The organism is Sphingobacterium puteale, assembly GCF_003627955.1.
Taxonomy (GTDB): Bacteria; Bacteroidota; Bacteroidia; order Sphingobacteriales; family Sphingobacteriaceae; genus Sphingobacterium; species Sphingobacterium puteale.
In genome coordinates this window covers 114233-133629 of the sequence record NZ_RBWS01000007.1, presented here as the reverse complement: position 1 = coordinate 133629, position 19397 = coordinate 114233, and the positions used below count along the sequence as shown (strand labels likewise).

Here is a 19397-nt window from a genome sequence, read left to right as displayed (position 1 = left end):
GTAGTGCATGGCATAAGTTGTTATCCTTATCTTATGGCTATGAATTGTTTTTAAGTTTAGAGTTATTAGATTGATAGATAATTTGATGTGTGATAAGTGTTGTTTTATTTAAAAAGATCAGATAGCTTTCTTGCTTTCACCTGCTCTGCGAATTGAATTGCATTAAGTACTTCTGTTTCATCTTTGTATGCCTTTTCTGTTGAAGCACCATGATCCAAAAGATAGCGTGCGATAACCTTGTTTTTTTGTTGTATTGCTTTACCGAGCAAGGTGCATTGTGTAAAACTGTAGTCGAATTTGACCTCATCTATACCCCAGATGTTTAAACTGTTTAAGGATGTTTTTTTGATAAAATCCAAGTCGTCCTGTTCGATCGCCATTTTAAGCAATTCAAAGTCATTGAAATTCTTATTCTTTGTCAGAAATGAGTTGTAAAAGAACTTTGCCACAGCGTAGTTTTTATTGGCTAACATATTGTGGATCGCATTGTAACCAAATTCTGCTGTGTTTGAGAAATCATTCAAATGGCTTAAAAACAAGAGTATGTTTTCTTTGGGGACGGTCCCCCAGTTGAGTCGCTTTAATTGCTCTAAATCATTTACTGTAAATAAGGTTTCTATTTCCCTAATAAAGTTCAAAGAAAATAAATGGTTGTCCAATCCAGGTTCGGATGGGAGATTGCTGGTTCTTAATATTTTGAGTTCGTTATCAGTAACCTGATAATTAACAGAAATGGGAGGTCCCTGATAACTAGTGATTTTAAGTTCTGAGTCAGTTAATTCATATTGTTTCAGCCTAAGATTTTCGACGTTTGTGCCTGGGAATAGGGTATTCAGATTCAATACTATAGCAAGATAGCTGCTATCATTTACCTGTAGATTGTAGTGTAAATAGCCATCGTCACTGATCGAATAGGCGCTGAGCGACTGCCGTTGGAGTTGATCAGGCGAAGCCGCCCAAGTCTCCTGCGGCAATAAGACTGTGCTTAGGCTAACGAATAAACAGCATATATACGTTGATGTTCGCAGAAGCAATGCTCGAATGAAATACATCTTATTCATCAACATATTGTATTAAAATTGCTTCGATCTCATCTATAAGTTTATAGGAGTCTGATTCCAGTAGATCTATTTCTGCTTGAATGGCCGGAGTAATCGGCAACTGCATCAGTTTTCGATATACTTGAATATCCAGATCAATACTCCTGAGTTTGAGTTGAAGTAAATACTGCCCTTGCTCGGTTTGTAAGCATAGTTGGCTGAACGCCTGTTTTAACCGCTCCAGTTCGGCAATCGTTCTTCTGTGGTCATTTTCCCCGGCGAGACCATAATTGGGATATTTTTCACCCAATTGATTAAACGCATCAAGATATTCCTGTTCCGATAAGGAATGTATATTCATGTAAAGCAGATTATAGGCATATAAGGCTTCCTGATCTTCCTCACTGATCGGAACGTCCTGATAATCTTTGACGACCTGCGTGATGTCCTGATATTCAATTTGTAAAATAGCTTCGATATCCTTATTGATTAAATCTGATGTGTTCATGCGCATATTTTATCTTCTTCGGCAGTCAATGATTGCGATCGATTCGCTTGACTTGTTTGTCTTAAAGACAAAGATCCGGTTTTCAGCGAAAGATACTATCCCGGTATTCAGCCAATTTTATACGGCCTCTTGGCCGGTCTGTGTTTCTCATTTTCAAGCGAATTTTTGAGTTTGTTTGCGTATGTTGAGATGCACAGAAGGTAAAACTGTGATTTTTTACTAAGCGTCATTAATAAATGAGATGGTTTTAATAAAAGTTATTTCACTGATATTTAGCTGATTGTATCTTTATTTTGATTCATTGAGTAAAAAGTACTCAATAAATTTTGTCAAGGTGAAAATAATATGCATATTTGTTGAGTAAAAAGTACTCAACTTGAGTGGCTGTAAAAAAAGAAAAATGATTATATTAAATAAACATCAGCTCATCACCGAACGGTTTCCGAATGGAGAAACGAAAGTGAAGGATTTCGATCAGTGGATCAAAGCGGATAATCTGCTTGAATTTACCTATCAGGAAGATGGCGATTTGATCCGTTTGTTTTTTGTCAAGAAACGACTTGAAGAAGCAGGCGCAAGTTGTAAATTATGGATTCGTTATATGCCCTACAGTCGTATGGACCGCAAAATTGAGGGCGACCTGTTTACCCTAAAATATGTCGCTGCATTTATCAATAGTTTGCAGTTTGATAAAGTTTATGTTATAGAGCCACATTCTGAAACAACCCTCACATTGTTGGAAAATAGTGTAGCGATTTATCCAGCTTTGGACTGGCTGCCGAAACTGATGGAAAAACTGAAATTCTCGGACAATGACCGCATTGTATTTCCGGATAAAGGGGCAGCAGCACGCTATTTAAATAGTGGCTACGAAGATGCCTGTGTCTTTGAAAAGCAACGCAACCCACAGACGGGGCGTATCGAAGCGATGAAATTAAAAACAGGTAATATTGTAAAAGGTGCTAAATGCATTATTGTCGATGATTTATGTTCTGCAGGTGGAACATTTCTCTGGGCGGGAAAAATTCTAAAGGAGATGGGAGCAAGTGAAATCTATCTGTTAGTGACACACTGTGAGCCAAGGGTTTTCAAGGGGGCTTTACTGGAAGAAGATTCACCGATCGACCTTGTTTTCACGACAGATTCTATGATGAACACCACGCATCCTAAATTAAATTATATCAACTTAACCACTGAAAGCTATGTTTAGAACGATGAGCAAAAATCCGATTCTCTGGACGGACGGTTACAAATTGTGTCACAAGGATCAATATCCAGCACATACAGAATGGGTATACGAAACCTGGACTCCCCGGATGTCACGGATCCCAGGCATAAGCCATGTTGTTTTCTTCGGCTTGCAGGGTGCCCTTGCCGAGATCAGCAATTCTTTCGATGAATATTTTTTCGCTCAACCTGAGGATGCTGTTGTCGCGCAGTATGAAGAAGCCATTCGTGAAGTGTTCGCGATGACCAATAGCAATTTTGCGCGCACACATCAGTCACAACATATACGCGATTTACATCGTTTGGGTTATCTTCCGATCAAAGTGAAAGCTTTGCAGGAAGGGAGTCTCGTGCCGATAGGGGTGCCGATGTTTACGATCGAGAACACCCACCCGGATTTCTTCTGGTTGCCGGGTTACCTCGAAACACAACTCTCTGCCTATATCTGGTCACCAATGACCGCAGCGACTATTGCCGATCAATACAAGCGATTGTTGACAGGTTTTGCTGAAAAAACAGGCGATGTCAATAAAGTATTCACCCAAGCTGGAGACTTCTCTATGCGCGGTATGGGATCGCCCGAAACGGCTTATCGCACTGCAGGGGGACATTTACTAAGCTTTGGCGTTTCCGCAACACTCTCTGTTCGGGAATACCTCAAAACCTATTACGGTGCCACAAGTGATGTCATGATGTACACGCCTTCAACAGAGCATAGTGTGATGTGTTCTTACGGTGAACAGGAGGTAGAAGCCTTTCGACATTTGATTACGGAGGTTTACCCCAGCGGAAACATTTCTATTGTGTCCGATACCTATGACCTATGGCATGTTGTGGATCATGTATTGCCACAATTGAAAGATCTGATCATGGGGCGGGAAGGCAAGGTTGTCATTCGGCCAGACAGTGGCGACCCTGTTAAGATTATCTGTGGTGATCCGGAAGCTGACCACGAAACAGTTCAAAAAGGGATTGTTGAACGTTTATTTGAACTCTTTGGTGGGACAGTCAATGCGAAAGGTTTCAAAGAACTTGATCCGCATATTGGGGTTGTGTATGGCGATTCCATTACCGTGGAACGGGCAACTAAGATCTGCGAAGGTTTGATGGCGAAAGGTTTTGCCTCGACCAACACCATACTTGGAATAGGATCCTATACCTATCAGTATGTCACAAGAGATACCTTTGGTTTCGCTTTAAAGGGGACGGCCGAAATTGTTGACGGTCAGTTTAAAGCTATTCAAAAAAGACCGGCCACAGATACCGGAAATTTTAAGAAATCCCAAAAAGGTATGGTTGCCGTTGTATTTGAAAACAATGATTTTCGCTTGATAGACGATCTCAATCCAACCACCATCGAACAATTGAATGATAGCAACTTGCTTAAAGAGTGTTTTTTGGACGGAGCGTTTGTCAGCGCCGTTAGTTTTAAGGAAATAAGAAACAGATTACAAACAGAATCAATAAGAGTATATGGAGAATAACCTAAGAAAACCGTTTTTCATCAATGATGAAAACGTTGCACAGTACGCCCAACAAATGGCTTCATGGATTGCGGGTCAGGTGAATGCGGCAAACCGTCAAGGTTTGGTACTTGGCATGAGTGGCGGTATTGACTGTAGTGTGGTTGCTTGCCTATGTCATTTGGCCAAAGTGGATGTCCATTTGATCATGATGCCCTATGGCAGTGACATGAACAATAGCAAGAGCCATGCACATGGTATGGAGCTTATCGAAAAATTTAATTTCCCTTACCATATCTTTGATATCAAACCTGCGGTCGATGCGCTGACCATCAATAATGAAGCTTATATTGCAGCTTCCAGTGAATCCAACCGTGTGTTGAGTTTGGCCAATATCCGGCCGCGGGTCCGCATGACTTATCTCTATCAATTTGCACAATTGGGGAGCCGTTTTGTGATCGGTACCGGCAATATGGCCGAAGCGACTGTGGGTTATTTTACCAAATGGGGAGATGGCGCTTATGATCTTAATCCCCTGGCCATGGTTACCAAACAAGAAGTATATACGCTGGCAAAATATCTGGGTGTCCCCGAATCCATTCAAGATAAGAGTCCTTCAGCAGGGTTATGGGAAGGGCAGACGGATGAAGAGGAGCTTGGAATGAGCTATGCACAGATTGACGCATTTATCCTGACCGGAACATCCGGAGAACCAGCGACAGATGAACTGATCCATAGACGTCAACAACAGTCTGCCCATAAGTTTGCTGCAATTCCAACATTTAAGGGCTGATAAAAAACTAAAACTAGAAATCAGTTAGGTTTAAAATTTTATCACCTAAAGGAATGTGAAATTGAATACATAAAATACATAAATATTGAATTACTGACAGATGAAAACAAGATATGAACAGATCGTTGAGGTAAGTCATATAGCATCCGAAAAAAGGGATCATATTCCGTCCATATTGTCATTGGCGGGGCAGGAGCAAATCCCGCCCGCTTCTGCCGATAAAAAACGGACACTGCTTTTGGCTATTGACATACAAAACGATTTTATGGAATCCATTGGCAGTCTACCAGTAGCTGGTTCGCGTGCTGATGTACACCGGCTGACCCAATGGATGTACAACAATATGGCTTCTTTGACGCAGGTTATGTGCAGCCTCGACTGTCATTCGCTACTGCAGATCTTTCATGCAGACTGGTGGGTGGACAGGAAGGGAAATCAGCCTAAACCATTTACAGTCATCCGTTATCGGGATGTTATGGATGGAACCTGGACTGTTTCCCATGCGGATACACTTGAACAATCATTGGTTTATCTTAAAAATTTAGAAACCGAAGGGAAAAAAGAGCTGTGCATCTGGCCATATCATTGCCTGGAGGGCAGCTCGGGGGCGCAATTGGAAAGTCAATTTGCCAATATGGTCTATTTTCACAGCGCTCTGCGCCAGTCCAAACCTTTCTTAGTCTATAAAGGACAGGATCCCTATACTGAAATGTACGGCATCATCAAGGCTGAATATGATAACAATAAATTTGTCAATCATGCTGTACTTGAAGCTATTCGGGCCTACGATGCCATTTATATTGCCGGGCAGGCATCAAGTCACTGTGTATTGGCTTCTGCAACGCAGATATTGGAATATTTTGCGGAGGACAAAGCGATTACCTCCCGCATTACCTTACTGATCGACTGTATGTCACCTATTGCTGGTTTCGAAGAATCTACACGGCAAGCCTTTGGGTCACTACATGAAAGGTATGGTATACAGATCAAAAAGTCCACTGACATAATTTTATAAGATGATGGCTTCCGCTCAAAAAAAATACACCTACGAATATCCCAGACCCGCCGTTACAGTCGATTGTGTGATCTTTGGTTTTGAAAAAAATCAACTTAAACTGTTATTAACCAAACGGGCGATAGAACCTTACTTAGGGAAATGGGCATTTCCTGGTGGCTTTATTCAGGAGGATGAAACTGCGGATGAATGTGCGCTACGTAAATTGTCCGAAGAAGCTGGGCTCAGCAATATCTTTCTTGAGCAACTTTATACTTTCTCAGAGCTGAACCGCGATCCACGGGGACGGGTCATCAGTGTAGCCTATTTTGCGCTGGTCAAGCCGACCGAATATACCCTGGAGGCCGGACTAGACATCGATGCGGTGCAATGGTTTAATTTAAAAGAGGTGGCTGATTTGGCATTTGATCATCAGCAGATCTTGTCTGTTGCGGTCGAACGGCTGAAAGGTAAAATCCGTTACCAACCGATCGGATTTGAACTGCTGCCAACACAATTTACGTTACCTGAGCTGCACAACTTGTATGAAACTGTACTCCAGCGTTCAATAGATCGGGGCAATTTTCGTAAAAAGATGCTGAGCATGGGCTTGCTAATGGACCATAGCGACATGCAGAAGGATAGGCATGCCAGAGCAGCAAAAATCTATAGTTTCGACAAAGTAAAATACGAGCAACTGAAGGAAGGCGGATTTTACTTTGAAATCTGATCGCAGTTAACTATCCACCATGCTCATATGTGTCCGATGATGCTTGGTGGATATATTCATTGAAAGGCACAGTTATCCTTGAAAGTCTCCACAGTCATATACTTCAAAATGACCAATTAACGCATCCTGTGTGTAGAATTTGGCGATTCTCTTGTTTTTCAGAAAAAATGGCTCGCCAATAATCTTTAATTCAAAAATTGGCTCTTTTTCAATTTTCCTCAGAATAAGCTCGGAACGTTCGTTTTTTATAATCTTTAAAAATCGAATATTGATTGTCACGGCCCGTAAATTGAGTTATCTTTAGTAATGTGTGACTAAAATACGATATTAGACAAAATATCTTATGAATAACTTAGTTATGAAGAAAGCACTTTATTGCGCTGCCATTATTTTAACGTTATGTATGGCATGCCAAAGAAATCAGGTGAAAAATGCGGCGGACATTTCCACGAACATTTCCGCCGGAAAGCTTACGCCAATGAAAAAGCCAGCTGTGGATTCGCTTGTCTTTCAAGATAAAATGATCAGAATTTATAAGATAGATTCCATCAGCTTTTTTAAGGAGCAGCAACAGTCCGATTATAGGAGAGATACCATTGCTTCGGTCAGTGACATAAACCTTGTAAAGAAGATGTTGCAGGGACGTGTCAAATTTGGAGGTTATACTCGGGGTAAGGACATGGAAGTCGACACCCTGGTGGAGGGAGATTTAATTGCTCTGGTACGATTTAATGATGGTCGATTGCTGGAGGCCGGAAAAACAGAAAGTACGATTGATCTGCTCGAGAGCATGTTTGTAAAATATTTTCCGTCCGAAGAGATTTTGTTGTTGGAAGGAGGGCATACGACAGATCAGGCACTGGATCTTCGTCAGGGGAAATGGGATGTCGAAGAGATCGGTAATTTGGACTATGTCTATTTCTCAAAACATAAGAAATATAGGTTGAACGGCATGTTTAACGGACAGGAATGTTCCAGTTACTTTTTGCAAAAGAAGGAAAACGGAGGCTATCTGACTTATGCGCAGATTCCTCTGGACTGGAACGACAACTTTGAGCTATGTACCTTAAAAGAGATCTTTTGGAAAGGCGATCAGCAGGTGTACTTTCGGAATTTTTTCTATGGAGCACCACATGACAAGCGAGCTGGCTTTTATAGGCTAGATATTATTTCCGAAGATTGAAAACATCATCGTGATGTCGATCAATCGCCCGGGCTTCTGTAGAATCACCTTCCGTAATTATTTGAAAAATCCCTATTTTCCGCTAAGCAGAATATTTAATCATAGCTGTATTTTTACTGCTTTAGGTACAGGGCTTACCGTTTTCATCATATTGCGGTAAGCACAATCTATTTTAAGACTATCGAGCAATCAGATTATGGCGCATCGTATTTATATATATAATGTAAACTCTAAAACAAAAGAAACATTTGAAGCACATCTGGCCGAATGGAATTATGAAATACCAGCCCTGATGCTCCCGCTATTTTCTTCGGGTATCCATGCCAGGGGTACACAGCTTTATGCCAATAGGGAAGATGGTATTGCAAGGCTGCGCTATTTTTATACGCTGCTTGCCGATGTTTATCAATTGCATTACAAAAGGAAATATACGGAACCTGTCAATAAGATGTTTGAGTTTTTGGAAAGTTTACCGTTCGATGCTTTTCAGATCGATGCACGGGATGTCTTCACCATGAATGTGGAAAAACCTACGGAACAGGCGAGTGACTGGGTCGATGAGATCAGGACGACGGGAGCAGCATATACACAGGCGTTTGAGCAACAAAGTTTGGATCCTTTACAGAAGATCTTGCGATTGTCTGGCTACGATACTTTCCTGGAAATGCTCGAGACAGATTGGATCAACTATGGCTTGGGCCTTTGGGAAGAACATGCTTTTCAGAAAGAGGGGGGCGAAGTCTTTGAAGAAAATGGAAAACAGGGTTTGAAAGACAGACTTGGGAATATCCTGGCTGTTGCAAAATATGATGAAATATTTGAGTTTAACGAAGCCGGGATTGCTGTGGTTGAACTGGATCATCTATTTGGTTATATCAACGAGCGGGGAGAAGAAATTATTCCCTGTCACTATGTTGATGCTTTTGATGCACAGGTCATTGATGGCGTTAACTATGCCGAAGTTGAAATCGACGGTAAGCGTGGTGTATTGCATATTGAAAGTAAACAACTTTCCTTACCCGCTGCTTATGATAAATTGGACTGGTTAGCCCGCGGTTTTTTGAACGCAAAGCAAGGCGATGACTATTTTCTTTTTGCTGCTGATGGAACACAGGTTATTGCTGAATCGGCGGATGAACCTTTTGGATACGATTACAGTAAGCTTTTTTATAAGCGGCAAAAAGGTAGCCTGAAGCGGAAATACTTTCGTATGGATGGCCACTATTTAGGCAGTTTTCTGGAAGATAGCCTACAGGCTCTTCCCAGTGCTTACTTTTGGATCAAACCCAATAAGTTGCAGCGGAAGATTTCAGTTATCAAGCCCGATGGTACTGTGCTGGATGAAGAGATTGATCGGATCATCGTTCTGGATGATTATAGGAGTATCGCTTACCTTAAAAATAAACAATGGCAGATTTATTCACTCGCGCATGACCTATTCCGCCTAGTCGATCGGTCCATTCATAAGGTCTTGGTAGATAGCATCAAAAACTTCCGAAATGATGTCTTCGTTGTTGCCTGTGCCAAAGGGCAGGGGATATATGAAGCTTACCTGGATCAATGGCTGCTCGAACCGAATCCGGCTTATCTAAAAATCGAATACTGCTATATGGACTTTATGCGCATTCAGCAGCCCGAAGGCATGCGGTATTTTGATACAAAAGTGAATTTCTGTAGCGAACTTTACGATTATGTCAGTGCGCCGATACATGATCCACATCCGGAACGAAGCGAAGGTGAATTCTTGCTCTTATTTAAAGGAGAAAGGCTGTTTTATGTAGATCAAAAAAGAAATATAGCTGAATTTCCTGAAACAGCATTTGGCCGTTTGTATTCCGAAAAATATAATTTGCAAGGAACCGACCAGAATTATTTTGTACAATTTTATCACGCATGGACAAAACGGAAGGGAGCGGGCTACGAATCTTATCTCGATAACGAGACGCTATATGAAAAAGCGCGGAAATTAAATTGGGCCGGTAAGATAGCCGAAGCTATACCTTTGTTGACAATCGGAGCTTCCCGAGGTAGCGCCGACTGTCAATACCTACTTGGAAATATCCATAGTGATACAGATCAGCCAGACTTTCTCGATATTCCCAAGGCAATTGGATTCTACGAAAAGGCTGTGGCGCAGGACCATGCGCAAGCTTGGACTAATTTAGGCTTTATCTACGCTACAGGACTCGGCCTGCCGCCTGATATTCCCCAAGCCTTAGCAGCATACCAAAAAGCAGCAGCACTTGGGGAAGGGCAGGCCATGAGTAATCTTGGTAACTGGTATTATGAAGGAGAGCATCTTGAACAGGACTATGGGCAAGCCTTGCATTATTTTAAGCAGGCTGAAAAAGAAGGCATCGACAACGATGCACAGATAGCTGAAATTTATTATCAACAGAAAGATTACGCTAATCTTTTACGTTATCTGAAAAAGGATAAAGCGGGGCAGTATGCTGCAATTTATTATGGGATTTTGTATGAAGAAGGCTGGGGTGTGAAACAGAGTATGGTAAAGGCGCTGCGTTACTACGAACAGGCAAACGAAAACGCTACCTATGCTTATGCCGTCAATCGTCTCTTGTATTACTATAAAAATGGAACGTTTGCAGATGCCGCTAAATACAGTTTTTGGTTGGATTTTGCTAAAAACAATGACGTTGATATTGAAGAATAAAAAAAGAATATGGCACATCGAATTTATATTTATAACACAGATAAAAAAGATCAGGAGTATTTCCATGCTTATTTGGGTGAATGGAACTATGTCATTCCAGATCTGTTGCTGCCCTTGTTTGCCGCAAATCCAAAAGCGAAAGGTACCTTGGTATATGCTGAAAAAGAGTCGGGTGTTTTAAAATTACGGAAATTCTACGATCTGCTTATTCAGGAATACAACTTGATATCCAATGCCGCAGTCCTGTTGACCATCGAAAAAATGTTCGATTTTCTGCATGGACTTCCATTTGAATGCTTCCAGATCAATGCGCGTGATGTTTTTAATATGTCTGAGGTTAAACATAGCCAACAAGCAAAGGATTTTGCATTTGAAATTCATGAGAAGAACCTGTATTACGAAAAAGCAATAGAGAAGCAGTCGTTATCAGCGCTTTATCCTATTTTGAGCCGCTCAGGCTATGATTCTTTTTTAGCGATGCTAGAAGCTGAGTGGAGCAACTATGGACTGGGCTGGTGGAATACGGAAGCGATTGATAGTCTTGATAATCAGTTTTTTGAAGAAAAGGGATGTTGGGGAATCCGGAATGCAAAGGGTGAGGTGAAAGTTGAACCCCGTTATGACGAGATCGGAGACTTTGATTACAATGGCTTTGCCGTTGTTGAGAAAGAAGGTTTGTTTGGCTATTTAAATAGAAAGGGCGAAGAGGCTATTCCCTGTATTTACGACGCTGCAGCGCCTGTACAGAGTGGCCGTGGCAGGATTGTAGGAAAAGTGAGTTTAGCGGGCAAGCATGGCTTAGTGGACGTGGAAACGGGCGCTACAATTATTCCCTTGAACTATGAGGTTTTGGACGATTTTGCTTATGGATTCTACCAGGGTCAGCGGGACGGAAAATATGACATTATCGATGCCGAAGGTAAGGGCTTGCATAAGACAGGTTCTGATGAGCCTTTTGAAATAGACTACGAGGGCTTTATTTATCAACCGATAGCGAATAGCAAACTACGTAAATATTATTCCAATCATGGTGTTCTATTGGGCGAGTATCCAGAAGGGGTTTTGAACGAATTGTTGTTTGATTTTTACGCAGTCAATTTAAATAATAAAAAAAAGAAATCAGTCCATGCAGCAGACGGCTCCCTTTTGGTAAAAGATGTGGCTGTGCTAAATGCCTTGAACGGGCTCAGTGCATTATATTATCTTTCGGAAGGTAAATATTTTCTGTATGACCTCGCTAGCAAAGGTTTTCTGCTGCAAGATCTGACGATTAAATCTATACGGGGAGGTGCAGATTTTGGTAATGGTGCCTATAATTGTTATATCATCGAAACCGAATCGGAAAGAGGAATCTATCACACGGAGACTAGAAGCTGGCTGATTCCATTGTCAGCACATTATGCCACAATCAGCTATGCGCTGATGGACTATTTTATCCTGCAAGATCAGGTGGGCGGGTATTATTACTACGATACTGATAGCAAAGAACTGAGTGAATCCTTCGATTTCATCTGTGGTAGTGTACGGCATTATCAAGATCTAATGATGTTGCGCGACGGCAAACTGTTCAATAAAGGATATGAGGGATTGGAAGAGGTGCCCCAAGATCAGTATGGATATTATATCCAGGCACTGGACAAGCTGGAAGGAAAGGAACTTGAGGTTTTTGACCATTTTTTCACCCAGTGGAAATCGGATCGGGGTGTAGATTTTGAATCCGCTTATGATAGCTATACATTGTTTCACATGGCCATGGATTGCTGGAGAAATGGAGACATCGAAAATGCCATCCGTTACTTTACATTTTCAGCTGATCAGGACAATGAAAGCAGTATGTATGAGCTCGGTAATATCTATACGGATACCGATAATGAAGACACACGTTTTCTGGACCTGAAAAAAGGAATTGCATACTATGAGCGGTCCGCCAAAAAGGGGTATGCGTCTTCTTGGAATAGCATCGGTTATCTATACCAGCATGGAATAGGCTATACATCGGATCTAAAAAAAGCTTTTGAGGCCTATAACAAAGGGGCTGACCTTGGGAATGGCTATGCGTTATCCAACTTAGGTTATTTCTATTTTAGTGGGACCTATGTAGAGGAAGATCTCGAAAAAGCATTGGATTACTATAAAAAAGCGGAGTTGAAACTGGTTGAAAATAATCGCAATATTGCTTCGATTTATTATAGTTTAAATGACTATGACCGCCTACTCGTTTATCTGAAGAGAGATAAAGCAGATAGCTATTCCAATATTTATTATGGTTTGATGTATGACGCGGGGTTAAAATTTAAAAAGGACAGTAAAAAAGCCATTCATTATTTTGAGCGGGCAAATCGTTATAGTGTCTATGAGTCTGCTACAGAAAGCTTATTGGGTTATTATAAAAATGATCCCAACTTTATGGATCAGGAAAAACATGCCTACTGGTCGAACTTTGCCCGACAACACAAGTTGGATATTGAACCCGAATTGTTGATTTGGGCGGGCGAGAAAAGTGGGGGAGTAGAAGCAAAGGACGAACCTACAGGAAATTGTAGTTCATCCTTTTTCAGTAAACTGTTTAAAAAGAAAAAATAACCTGTACGATGTTATCTTCTGCGAATTTAGATTTCACAGGCATGCTGATCGACCTAGCCTTTATGCTGTTTTTCGGCTTAGGTTTAGGTTATTCCATGATAGTGGGGATTATCCATATCATCCAGAAAAAGACCAAAACGTCTGGCTATTACCTGCGGACATTTTTGATCGCAGGTATCGTAGGCCTTGCTTTGGGAGCCTTTGGTGCATTTATTATCGCGCTGTCGCTGATGGCCTAAGAATACGCAATTCACAAGGGGGCGCATTGACTTTTTTGGCAGCTACCTGAAAATAAGACTTTATCGTTAGACCGATCTATTTTTTGCGTTGACGATATGCATCAAATGGTGATTACAATGCCAGGCATAGAGACCTATATTTACTTTAAGGGAAATATAGCGTTTGGTAACCGGATGAATAAAGGCTCGTTCAAGTTGCTCGTCACTCAGACTCTTGAGCAGGATTTCCCAACGTTGGTGTAAGCCTTCTAGCAATCTAAGAGAGCTTTCAATTGGATTGTATTTTGCATCTGGAAGTTCTGCCCACAGGTTTTCTTCGTATAGTTTTATGGTCGGGTCATCTTCTGTCAGGGCTAACTTAAAACGGACAAAACTATTCATATGACTATCCGCGCAATGATGCACCACTTGTCTGATCGTCCAGCCATCTGGGCGATATCGTTTTTCCAGTGCACTATCCGGTAGGTCACTGACTTCGGATTTTAGGCGGGTCGGGAAGTCTGCAATTGTTTTTATCCAATCGCTCAATAATTGTTTGTTAATCTGATCTGGTACGGCAAAGCGGCCTATGGGATATCGAAGTTTTTCTAATTCATGTTGCATGGTTTAAATTTAACGAAAATTGCTTGAAGGTTCATATGTTTTATGTGTTAAGTAACGGTAAGATCATTTTTTTGGCTCTAACAAACGTACTTATGTGATTTGGATGACAGGAAGAATTATGGTAATTTCGGCAATTCGAGATGCATCACTTTATTTTTTTCTATAATCGATGCGTTAGGGAAATAGGGAAGGTACGTTTTTTTTGGACATAGAGTGCAAGGAATGAAGAGTTTAAATGAGTTGATTAATCCGACAGATTCAGGATGGAGTCTGGTCGAAGAATGGATGAAGGGAGCTAGCAATCCTTATGAGGTACTGCCCAGGAATCCAAAACGTGCAGATGAGGAGCTGCTGAGAGCTCAGATTACTACAAAATCACCTATGGGCGCCATTATTCATCAAACCGGAGGAATACTCATTGACGGTGGGTGGCTACGGATATTGGGCTCGGGTTCAGTTAAATTGAACCGAGGTATCATGGAGTGGAACAAAGGAAAGAGTTTTGACAAAGAAGGGGAGAAAGGTGGTTTTTTGCTAATTGCCGATGATGTTTTGGGGGGCTATTTTGCGATTAATGCCGGCGCTTTGGGCGAAGGGATAGGACAGGTCTATTATTTTGCGCAGGACAGTTTGCAATGGGAAAGCTTAGAGTGTGGCTATTCTGATTTTATTTATTGGACACTGAGGGGGGACATCCGTCAATTTTATGAAACATTTAAATGGAAGAATTGGGCCGATGATGTGCAAAAATTGAATGGCAATCAAGTATTTTCATTTTATCCTTTTTTGTGGACGGAACAGGCCCGCGATTTCCGGAAAGTTGATAGAAAAGTTGTTCCGATCGATGAAAACTACCATTTTACAATGGAATTTGCTGGCGGAAGATAGCTTTTCAGCAGTTAGGAGGTTCGATGGTCACCGTTTTCGAAACGCTGGTTTAGTTGGAAATTTATTAGCGATCCAGCTTACCCATGCGCAAGATGGACAATTTTATTGAAGATAAACAGATTACTTTATCTGGATTACATGTTTTGAAAACGTCTTTCGTTTAGATATTAAATATTGCTGAATACACATCGGTGTTGTATAAGCTTGTTTTTGCTGTCTGTTTAGAACGATTATCGAATCAATTTGATTGATCAATAAGTATTTAATCGAGGTTTCATTCCATCTTCCAATTGAAAAATGCTGCCTGAATTGCGGATTCGTATAGAGGGATATCTCAATGGGATTTGTTTTCGAAGAAATTCCGATGTGCTTGCTGCCAGTTGATTTCAGGTATAATAAAATATGTGTATCCTTTTTCTTTGCTTCAATCTGGATCGTCCGTACAGGATCACAGGCTAGCAACAGGAGAATAGATAAAAACATTGTTATTACAAGATATAGACTCATTTTCATCATCGAAGATTTACATGTCGGCAATCAGACCAACCATCTAGTTCGTAAAGGATTCTTTTTAGACCGAAGATTATCTCCCAAACAAAATTGGAGCCCTCGGATAGTTACAAATATAACTGGAAATAGAAAGGATATTCTAGCTGTTTTCAGTGAATTTTAACAGCGAGCGAGAGGGGGAGGAGAATCTATATTGATCGCTGACCGAACAATTATCTTTTCTTCGATCAGCAATCATGTCTTTTTTGCTCAATAAAAAGTGATCCTAGCTAGGTTGATTTTGGAGCGCATAGGTATGCTCGTTGAGTTTCGTTATTTCCAGTTGAATTCCTTCTGCGAGTCCAAGTTGTGTTGCTGCTTCTTTTCCTAGTTTAAGGACATGGAATCCGCGTCCACGGAAAGTGAAGTTACATTCATACTCGTTGGAATCGATAACGATCCGGAGCTTCTGTGATTTTGTAGGAAATAAGGGTTTAAAATCTTTTGTAATTCGGATTTGCGCCTTTTTTGCATCATCGGCAGTAATCTTATTTCCTTTTGCTGGAAACAACATGGTATTCATAGAGTCGCTCTGGAAGATCGTTTCCGCTGTTTTTTGCTCATTCGCTTGTTGAGCGGGCGCAGGTACTACTTCTTTTGGCCGATTTTCAGGGGATTGATCCGAACGTTTTTTATCTTGTCGGCCTTTTTTCTGTGTGTTTTGATTCGTTGGCTTTTTGGAAACCTCGGATGTATTTACATCGTTAGCCGAAGCCTCTTTTTTATCTTCTGTTACTGACGAAGTGTTGACGGCTGATAGAGGTCGCTTGATAATATTTCGAATATAATAATGTTTTATACGCGATTTGTCCGTATTGCGTTCTTCGATTTCAAAATCTTCTTTGTACGCTTTAAAAAGGTGGGACATTTTATCGTAACCATAGTTTCGCGCATCAAAATCTGGTTTTCTTTTATTGAAAAGACTGCCAATTTCCCCTAAAAATGCCCAGCCATTTTCATCTGCGGTGTCATCAACAGTGTCTTTTAATAATTCCAGCGTCTCTTCATCAAGCACAGCTATACTGGTTGGATTGTCTGCAGGTACAGGTTTGGGTTGATTTTGCTGTTTTTTCTTTGTGTTGGGTTCCTTCTTTGGATTCTTTTCAAAGATTTCAACATAAATAAATTTGTCGCAAGAAGCGATGAAAGGTTTCGGCGTTTTTTTCTCTCCGATACCGATCACCAATTTGCCGGATTCTCTTAACCGTGTCGCCAGCCTAGTAAAGTCACTATCACTTGATACAATACAGAATCCATCAACCCTATCGGAATGCAGGATGTCCATTGCATCAATAATGAGTGCCGAGTCCGTGGAGTTTTTGCCCTGAGTGTAACTGTATTGTTGGATAGGCGTGATTGCATGGGTGAGGAGCTTATCCTTCCATTTTTCAACATAGGGATTTGTCCAGTCACCATAGATCCGTTTGATCGTAGGTATACCGTAGCGTTTGACTTCGTTCAGAATTTCTTCGATCTTTCGATAAGAAACATTATCCGCATCGATTAATATTGCGATTTGTAAATCCCCATGTTCTGCCATATATGTTTAATTATATTTCGATGTAATATTAGGTGTACGCCACCAATAGGATTTTCCTATTTTTTGAACATACGGTTAAAAATACGTTATTGTTGAAGAATTATTGAATTTTTTGAAAATTTAATTTGAGGGATGATTTGCTGAGGGACATTATTTTGGAATATTTCCTACCTTGTTTTATGAATAATATTATAACAGGGGCATCGGAAGTGGAAGATAAAATAGCGCTTAATATGAAGCGTAGGCACAAAAAAAAGGTTTTCAAACGGGGAGAATGAAAACCTTAAATAACCAATTATAAACCTAAATTATGATGATACAAAGATAGTGTGTTTTTCACACTTATGCAAGTATTGTTTAAATTATTTTTTCTGAGCGATTATTTTTGTGGCTAAAAAACTACAAACTCCGTTTGCTAAACTTATTTCAAAGATAATGATCATGTGAGATTCGCTATATCCGCTATTCCGGTATATGATCTTAAGGCAAAATTGACCATCGTTTCCGCTTTTTAATCTGAAATCACTATTTATAAATTTGATAATGGTTGTTGATGATTTGTGTCCAACTTTATATCAAGATAAAACCAAAATCGTATTTAAAAACGAAATAACATTATATTTAGACCATATTAACAAGGCTATAAAAGGGATTTACCCCTGTTATACCCCTGTAAACCCCCTGTAAATACTCTGTAATTACACTGTTATTATACAAGTTGATATCCATCAGGTATTATTCTTTACCAGATATGGTAAGGACGGTTCTGCAATGGAGCAGATCATGGTCTCTGAAGTTTGAAAAAAGAGAAGATGAAATTAAAATGGTACAAGACGCACTGCTGAGATAGTGAAACCGGTGATCAACGCTGAATAAATGCAGATGGGCGATAGCCCATAACGGTATAAAAGCTATTGGTGAATGCTTGTATGCTTTGATACCCCACTTTATATGCGATTTGAGAGATTGTCAGTTCGCCCATACTTAAAAGTTCAAGGCTTTTAATGATCCGAAGCAATTGTTGGTACTTGACTAGTGTCATTCCGGTCTCTTTTTTAAAGAGGCGCTCTATGGTCCGTAAGGAGAGATTGGATAACAAGGCAATATCTTCCATTTTGATGGGATGGGTATAGTGGTCATGCAAGTGACTTAAAACTGTCTGCAGTCTATTTTCGTTGGGCAGCGTAATTTCCAAATGTAATAATCGCGCTCCGAATGCAGGAAGCTCGTTGAGAAGCGCGCGCAGGAAGATTTTTTCGTTTTCATTTTCTTCCGTTAATTTTGACCACTTTTCAGCATAGCGGATCATTTCCTGTAGTACTTTCGGAGCTGCAAATATCTGAACGTTTTCGAAAAATGGTTCGTCTTGTTCGATATCGAAAAAAAGGATCATCAATTTGATGCTTTCCGAATGTTATGATCGGATTAGGAATATGTGTGGGTAATGTGGTGGCACCGGGTTATATTAAAACCAATTTTCCCCATCATATCGGACTGATGACGGGAATTTTTGCTGTAGCAATGAATTTGACCGCGGCGTTTGCATCGGGCTTTAGTCTACGTATTGGGGAATGGACAGGATTGGGATGGCAGGGTTCTTTAGGGCTGTGGGGCGTATTGGCGATACTCACAATTATCGCTGTCTTTTTTGATCAATTCGCTGGACCGAAAGATGCCGCTCCAGGCCAGAAGCAACAATCGAAGAGCGGTATTGGGCATATTTTTAGATCCAGATTGGCTTGGTATATCAGTATATTTATGGGTATTCAATCATTGGTTTATTATAGCCTGATTTCTTGGTTACCTAAGGTATTGGTCGACTATGGAATGGCGGCTAAAGATACTGGCTGGTTATTATTTCTGATTCAGATTGCGATGATTCCCATTATGTTTTTCGGACCTATTATTGCACACAGGATGAAAGATCAGCGGTTAATGGCTGTTGCTGTTGCGGCTGGCATGTTGGGCAGTATACTGATCTTTTTTCTATTTAAGCTTGAGGGTATTTATGTTGCGGCCGTATTGCTCGGACTTTCCAATGGTATGTCTTTTAGCCTTTCTATTCTCTTTTTTAGTTTAAGGGCAAAAACCAAGGCAAATGCAATTAAAATTTCGGGAATGGCACAGTCGGTCGGTTATCTGATAGCAGCATTTGGTCCACCAATTTTTGGAAAATTGCACGAGGTTGACCCCTCCTGGAATTACTCTTTTTATTGTCTTGCCGGCAGCATTATCCTCCTGTTGATTACAGGGATAAAAGCAGCGGAAAACAAATTCGTCGAAGAATCTTAAAACAGTAAAAACAGTGCCTCACAAAACACATGCGACCCGATATTTAAGAATACCGGGTCGCATGTGTTTTGCTACTGGTTGATTTTCGTTA

At 40.7% G+C, this 19397-nt stretch carries 16 protein-coding genes; 11 read left to right on the top strand and 5 right to left on the bottom strand.

Annotated elements, in window-relative coordinates:
* Positions 1 to 104: 104 nt before the first annotated feature.
* Entirely contained in the window at positions 105 to 1061 is a 957-nt protein-coding gene (locus D7322_RS09815; RefSeq protein ID WP_147430356.1) for a hypothetical protein, read from the bottom strand.
* A complete protein-coding gene (locus D7322_RS09810) occupies positions 1054 to 1548 on the bottom strand; it encodes a hypothetical protein (RefSeq protein ID WP_121123710.1) in 495 nt (164 codons plus the stop codon). Before D7322_RS09810 ends, D7322_RS09815 begins: the two co-directional genes overlap by 8 nt.
* A 400-nt stretch (positions 1549 to 1948) precedes the next feature.
* Between D7322_RS09810 and D7322_RS09805 the strand changes: the two genes are divergently transcribed.
* The 9 genes from D7322_RS09805 to D7322_RS09760 all read left to right on the top strand — a co-directional run bounded on the left by D7322_RS09805 (position 1949) and on the right by D7322_RS09760 (position 13434).
* Positions 1949 to 2758, top strand: coding sequence for a phosphoribosyltransferase family protein (locus D7322_RS09805; protein WP_121124093.1), 810 nt, complete (start codon positions 1949 to 1951; stop codon positions 2756 to 2758).
* Positions 2751 to 4259, top strand: coding sequence for a nicotinate phosphoribosyltransferase (locus D7322_RS09800; RefSeq protein ID WP_121123703.1), 1509 nt, complete (start codon positions 2751 to 2753; stop codon positions 4257 to 4259). Before D7322_RS09805 ends, D7322_RS09800 begins: the two co-directional genes overlap by 8 nt.
* Positions 4249 to 5031, top strand: a complete 783-nt coding sequence (gene nadE, locus D7322_RS09795; protein ID WP_121123701.1) for an NAD(+) synthase — start codon at positions 4249 to 4251, stop codon at positions 5029 to 5031. Before D7322_RS09800 ends, nadE begins: the two co-directional genes overlap by 11 nt.
* Positions 5032 to 5131: 100 nt before the next feature.
* Entirely contained in the window at positions 5132 to 6046 is a 915-nt protein-coding gene (locus tag D7322_RS09790) for a cysteine hydrolase family protein (protein WP_121123699.1), read from the top strand.
* A 1-nt stretch (position 6047) separates the two neighbouring features.
* Positions 6048 to 6755 (top strand): NUDIX hydrolase, encoded by a 708-nt coding sequence (locus D7322_RS09785; protein ID WP_245971305.1) that lies wholly within the window; start codon positions 6048 to 6050, stop codon positions 6753 to 6755.
* Positions 6756 to 7158: 403 nt separating this feature from the next.
* A complete protein-coding gene (locus D7322_RS09775; protein WP_121123695.1) occupies positions 7159 to 7938 on the top strand; it encodes a hypothetical protein in 780 nt (259 codons plus the stop codon).
* A 196-nt stretch (positions 7939 to 8134) separates the two neighbouring features.
* A complete protein-coding gene (locus D7322_RS09770; protein WP_121123693.1) occupies positions 8135 to 10612 on the top strand; it encodes an SEL1-like repeat protein in 2478 nt (825 codons plus the stop codon).
* 9 nt (positions 10613 to 10621) lie between these two features.
* Positions 10622 to 13195 (top strand): SEL1-like repeat protein, encoded by a 2574-nt coding sequence (locus tag D7322_RS09765; protein WP_121123691.1) that lies wholly within the window; start codon positions 10622 to 10624, stop codon positions 13193 to 13195.
* A gap of 8 nt (positions 13196 to 13203) precedes the next feature.
* Positions 13204 to 13434 carry a hypothetical protein gene (locus D7322_RS09760; RefSeq protein WP_121123688.1) on the top strand — a complete coding sequence of 77 codons (231 nt, stop codon included), beginning with the start codon at positions 13204 to 13206 and terminating at the stop codon, positions 13432 to 13434.
* A 66-nt stretch (positions 13435 to 13500) separates the two neighbouring features.
* Here D7322_RS09760 and D7322_RS09755 read toward each other — a convergent pair whose 3' ends face one another.
* A complete protein-coding gene (locus tag D7322_RS09755; protein WP_121123686.1) occupies positions 13501 to 14037 on the bottom strand; it encodes a YfiT family bacillithiol transferase in 537 nt (178 codons plus the stop codon).
* 222 nt (positions 14038 to 14259) lie between these two features.
* Between D7322_RS09755 and D7322_RS09750 the strand changes: the two genes are divergently transcribed.
* Complete coding sequence (locus D7322_RS09750) at positions 14260 to 14925, top strand: DUF2625 domain-containing protein (RefSeq protein ID WP_121123684.1); 666 nt, start codon at positions 14260 to 14262, stop codon at positions 14923 to 14925.
* 775 nt (positions 14926 to 15700) lie between these two features.
* On the opposite strand, the gene D7322_RS09740 is transcribed toward D7322_RS09750, so the two are convergent.
* Both D7322_RS09740 and D7322_RS09735 read right to left on the bottom strand, forming a co-directional pair.
* Entirely contained in the window at positions 15701 to 17014 is a 1314-nt protein-coding gene (locus D7322_RS09740) for an NYN domain-containing protein (protein WP_121123680.1), read from the bottom strand.
* Between the two features lie 862 nt (positions 17015 to 17876).
* Complete coding sequence (locus D7322_RS09735) at positions 17877 to 18407, bottom strand: helix-turn-helix domain-containing protein (protein ID WP_121123678.1); 531 nt, start codon at positions 18405 to 18407, stop codon at positions 17877 to 17879.
* Positions 18408 to 18430: 23 nt separating this feature from the next.
* Between D7322_RS09735 and D7322_RS09730 the strand changes: the two genes are divergently transcribed.
* Entirely contained in the window at positions 18431 to 19306 is an 876-nt protein-coding gene (locus D7322_RS09730) for an MFS transporter (RefSeq protein ID WP_121123676.1), read from the top strand.
* Positions 19307 to 19397: the final 91 nt, after the last annotated feature.

What these genes read in the sequence shown, in the direction of transcription:
- D7322_RS09815 (WP_147430356.1), bottom strand. Translation starts at nt 1,061, where the DNA reads ATGAATAAGATGTATTTCATTCGAGCATTGCTTCTGCGAACATCAACG.
- D7322_RS09810 (WP_121123710.1), bottom strand. Translation starts at nt 1,548, where the DNA reads ATGAACACATCAGATTTAATCAATAAGGATATCGAAGCTATTTTACAA.
- D7322_RS09805 (WP_121124093.1), top strand. Translation starts at nt 1,949, where the DNA reads ATGATTATATTAAATAAACATCAGCTCATCACCGAACGGTTTCCGAAT.
- D7322_RS09800 (WP_121123703.1), top strand. Translation starts at nt 2,751, where the DNA reads ATGTTTAGAACGATGAGCAAAAATCCGATTCTCTGGACGGACGGTTAC.
- nadE (WP_121123701.1), top strand. Translation starts at nt 4,249, where the DNA reads ATGGAGAATAACCTAAGAAAACCGTTTTTCATCAATGATGAAAACGTT.
- D7322_RS09790 (WP_121123699.1), top strand. Translation starts at nt 5,132, where the DNA reads ATGAAAACAAGATATGAACAGATCGTTGAGGTAAGTCATATAGCATCC.
- D7322_RS09785 (WP_245971305.1), top strand. Translation starts at nt 6,048, where the DNA reads ATGATGGCTTCCGCTCAAAAAAAATACACCTACGAATATCCCAGACCC.
- D7322_RS09775 (WP_121123695.1), top strand. Translation starts at nt 7,159, where the DNA reads ATGGCATGCCAAAGAAATCAGGTGAAAAATGCGGCGGACATTTCCACG.
- D7322_RS09770 (WP_121123693.1), top strand. Translation starts at nt 8,135, where the DNA reads ATGGCGCATCGTATTTATATATATAATGTAAACTCTAAAACAAAAGAA.
- D7322_RS09765 (WP_121123691.1), top strand. Translation starts at nt 10,622, where the DNA reads ATGGCACATCGAATTTATATTTATAACACAGATAAAAAAGATCAGGAG.
- D7322_RS09760 (WP_121123688.1), top strand. Translation starts at nt 13,204, where the DNA reads ATGTTATCTTCTGCGAATTTAGATTTCACAGGCATGCTGATCGACCTA.
- D7322_RS09755 (WP_121123686.1), bottom strand. Translation starts at nt 14,037, where the DNA reads ATGCAACATGAATTAGAAAAACTTCGATATCCCATAGGCCGCTTTGCC.
- D7322_RS09750 (WP_121123684.1), top strand. Translation starts at nt 14,260, where the DNA reads ATGAAGAGTTTAAATGAGTTGATTAATCCGACAGATTCAGGATGGAGT.
- D7322_RS09740 (WP_121123680.1), bottom strand. Translation starts at nt 17,014, where the DNA reads ATGGCAGAACATGGGGATTTACAAATCGCAATATTAATCGATGCGGAT.
- D7322_RS09735 (WP_121123678.1), bottom strand. Translation starts at nt 18,407, where the DNA reads ATGATCCTTTTTTTCGATATCGAACAAGACGAACCATTTTTCGAAAAC.
- D7322_RS09730 (WP_121123676.1), top strand. Translation starts at nt 18,431, where the DNA reads ATGATCGGATTAGGAATATGTGTGGGTAATGTGGTGGCACCGGGTTAT.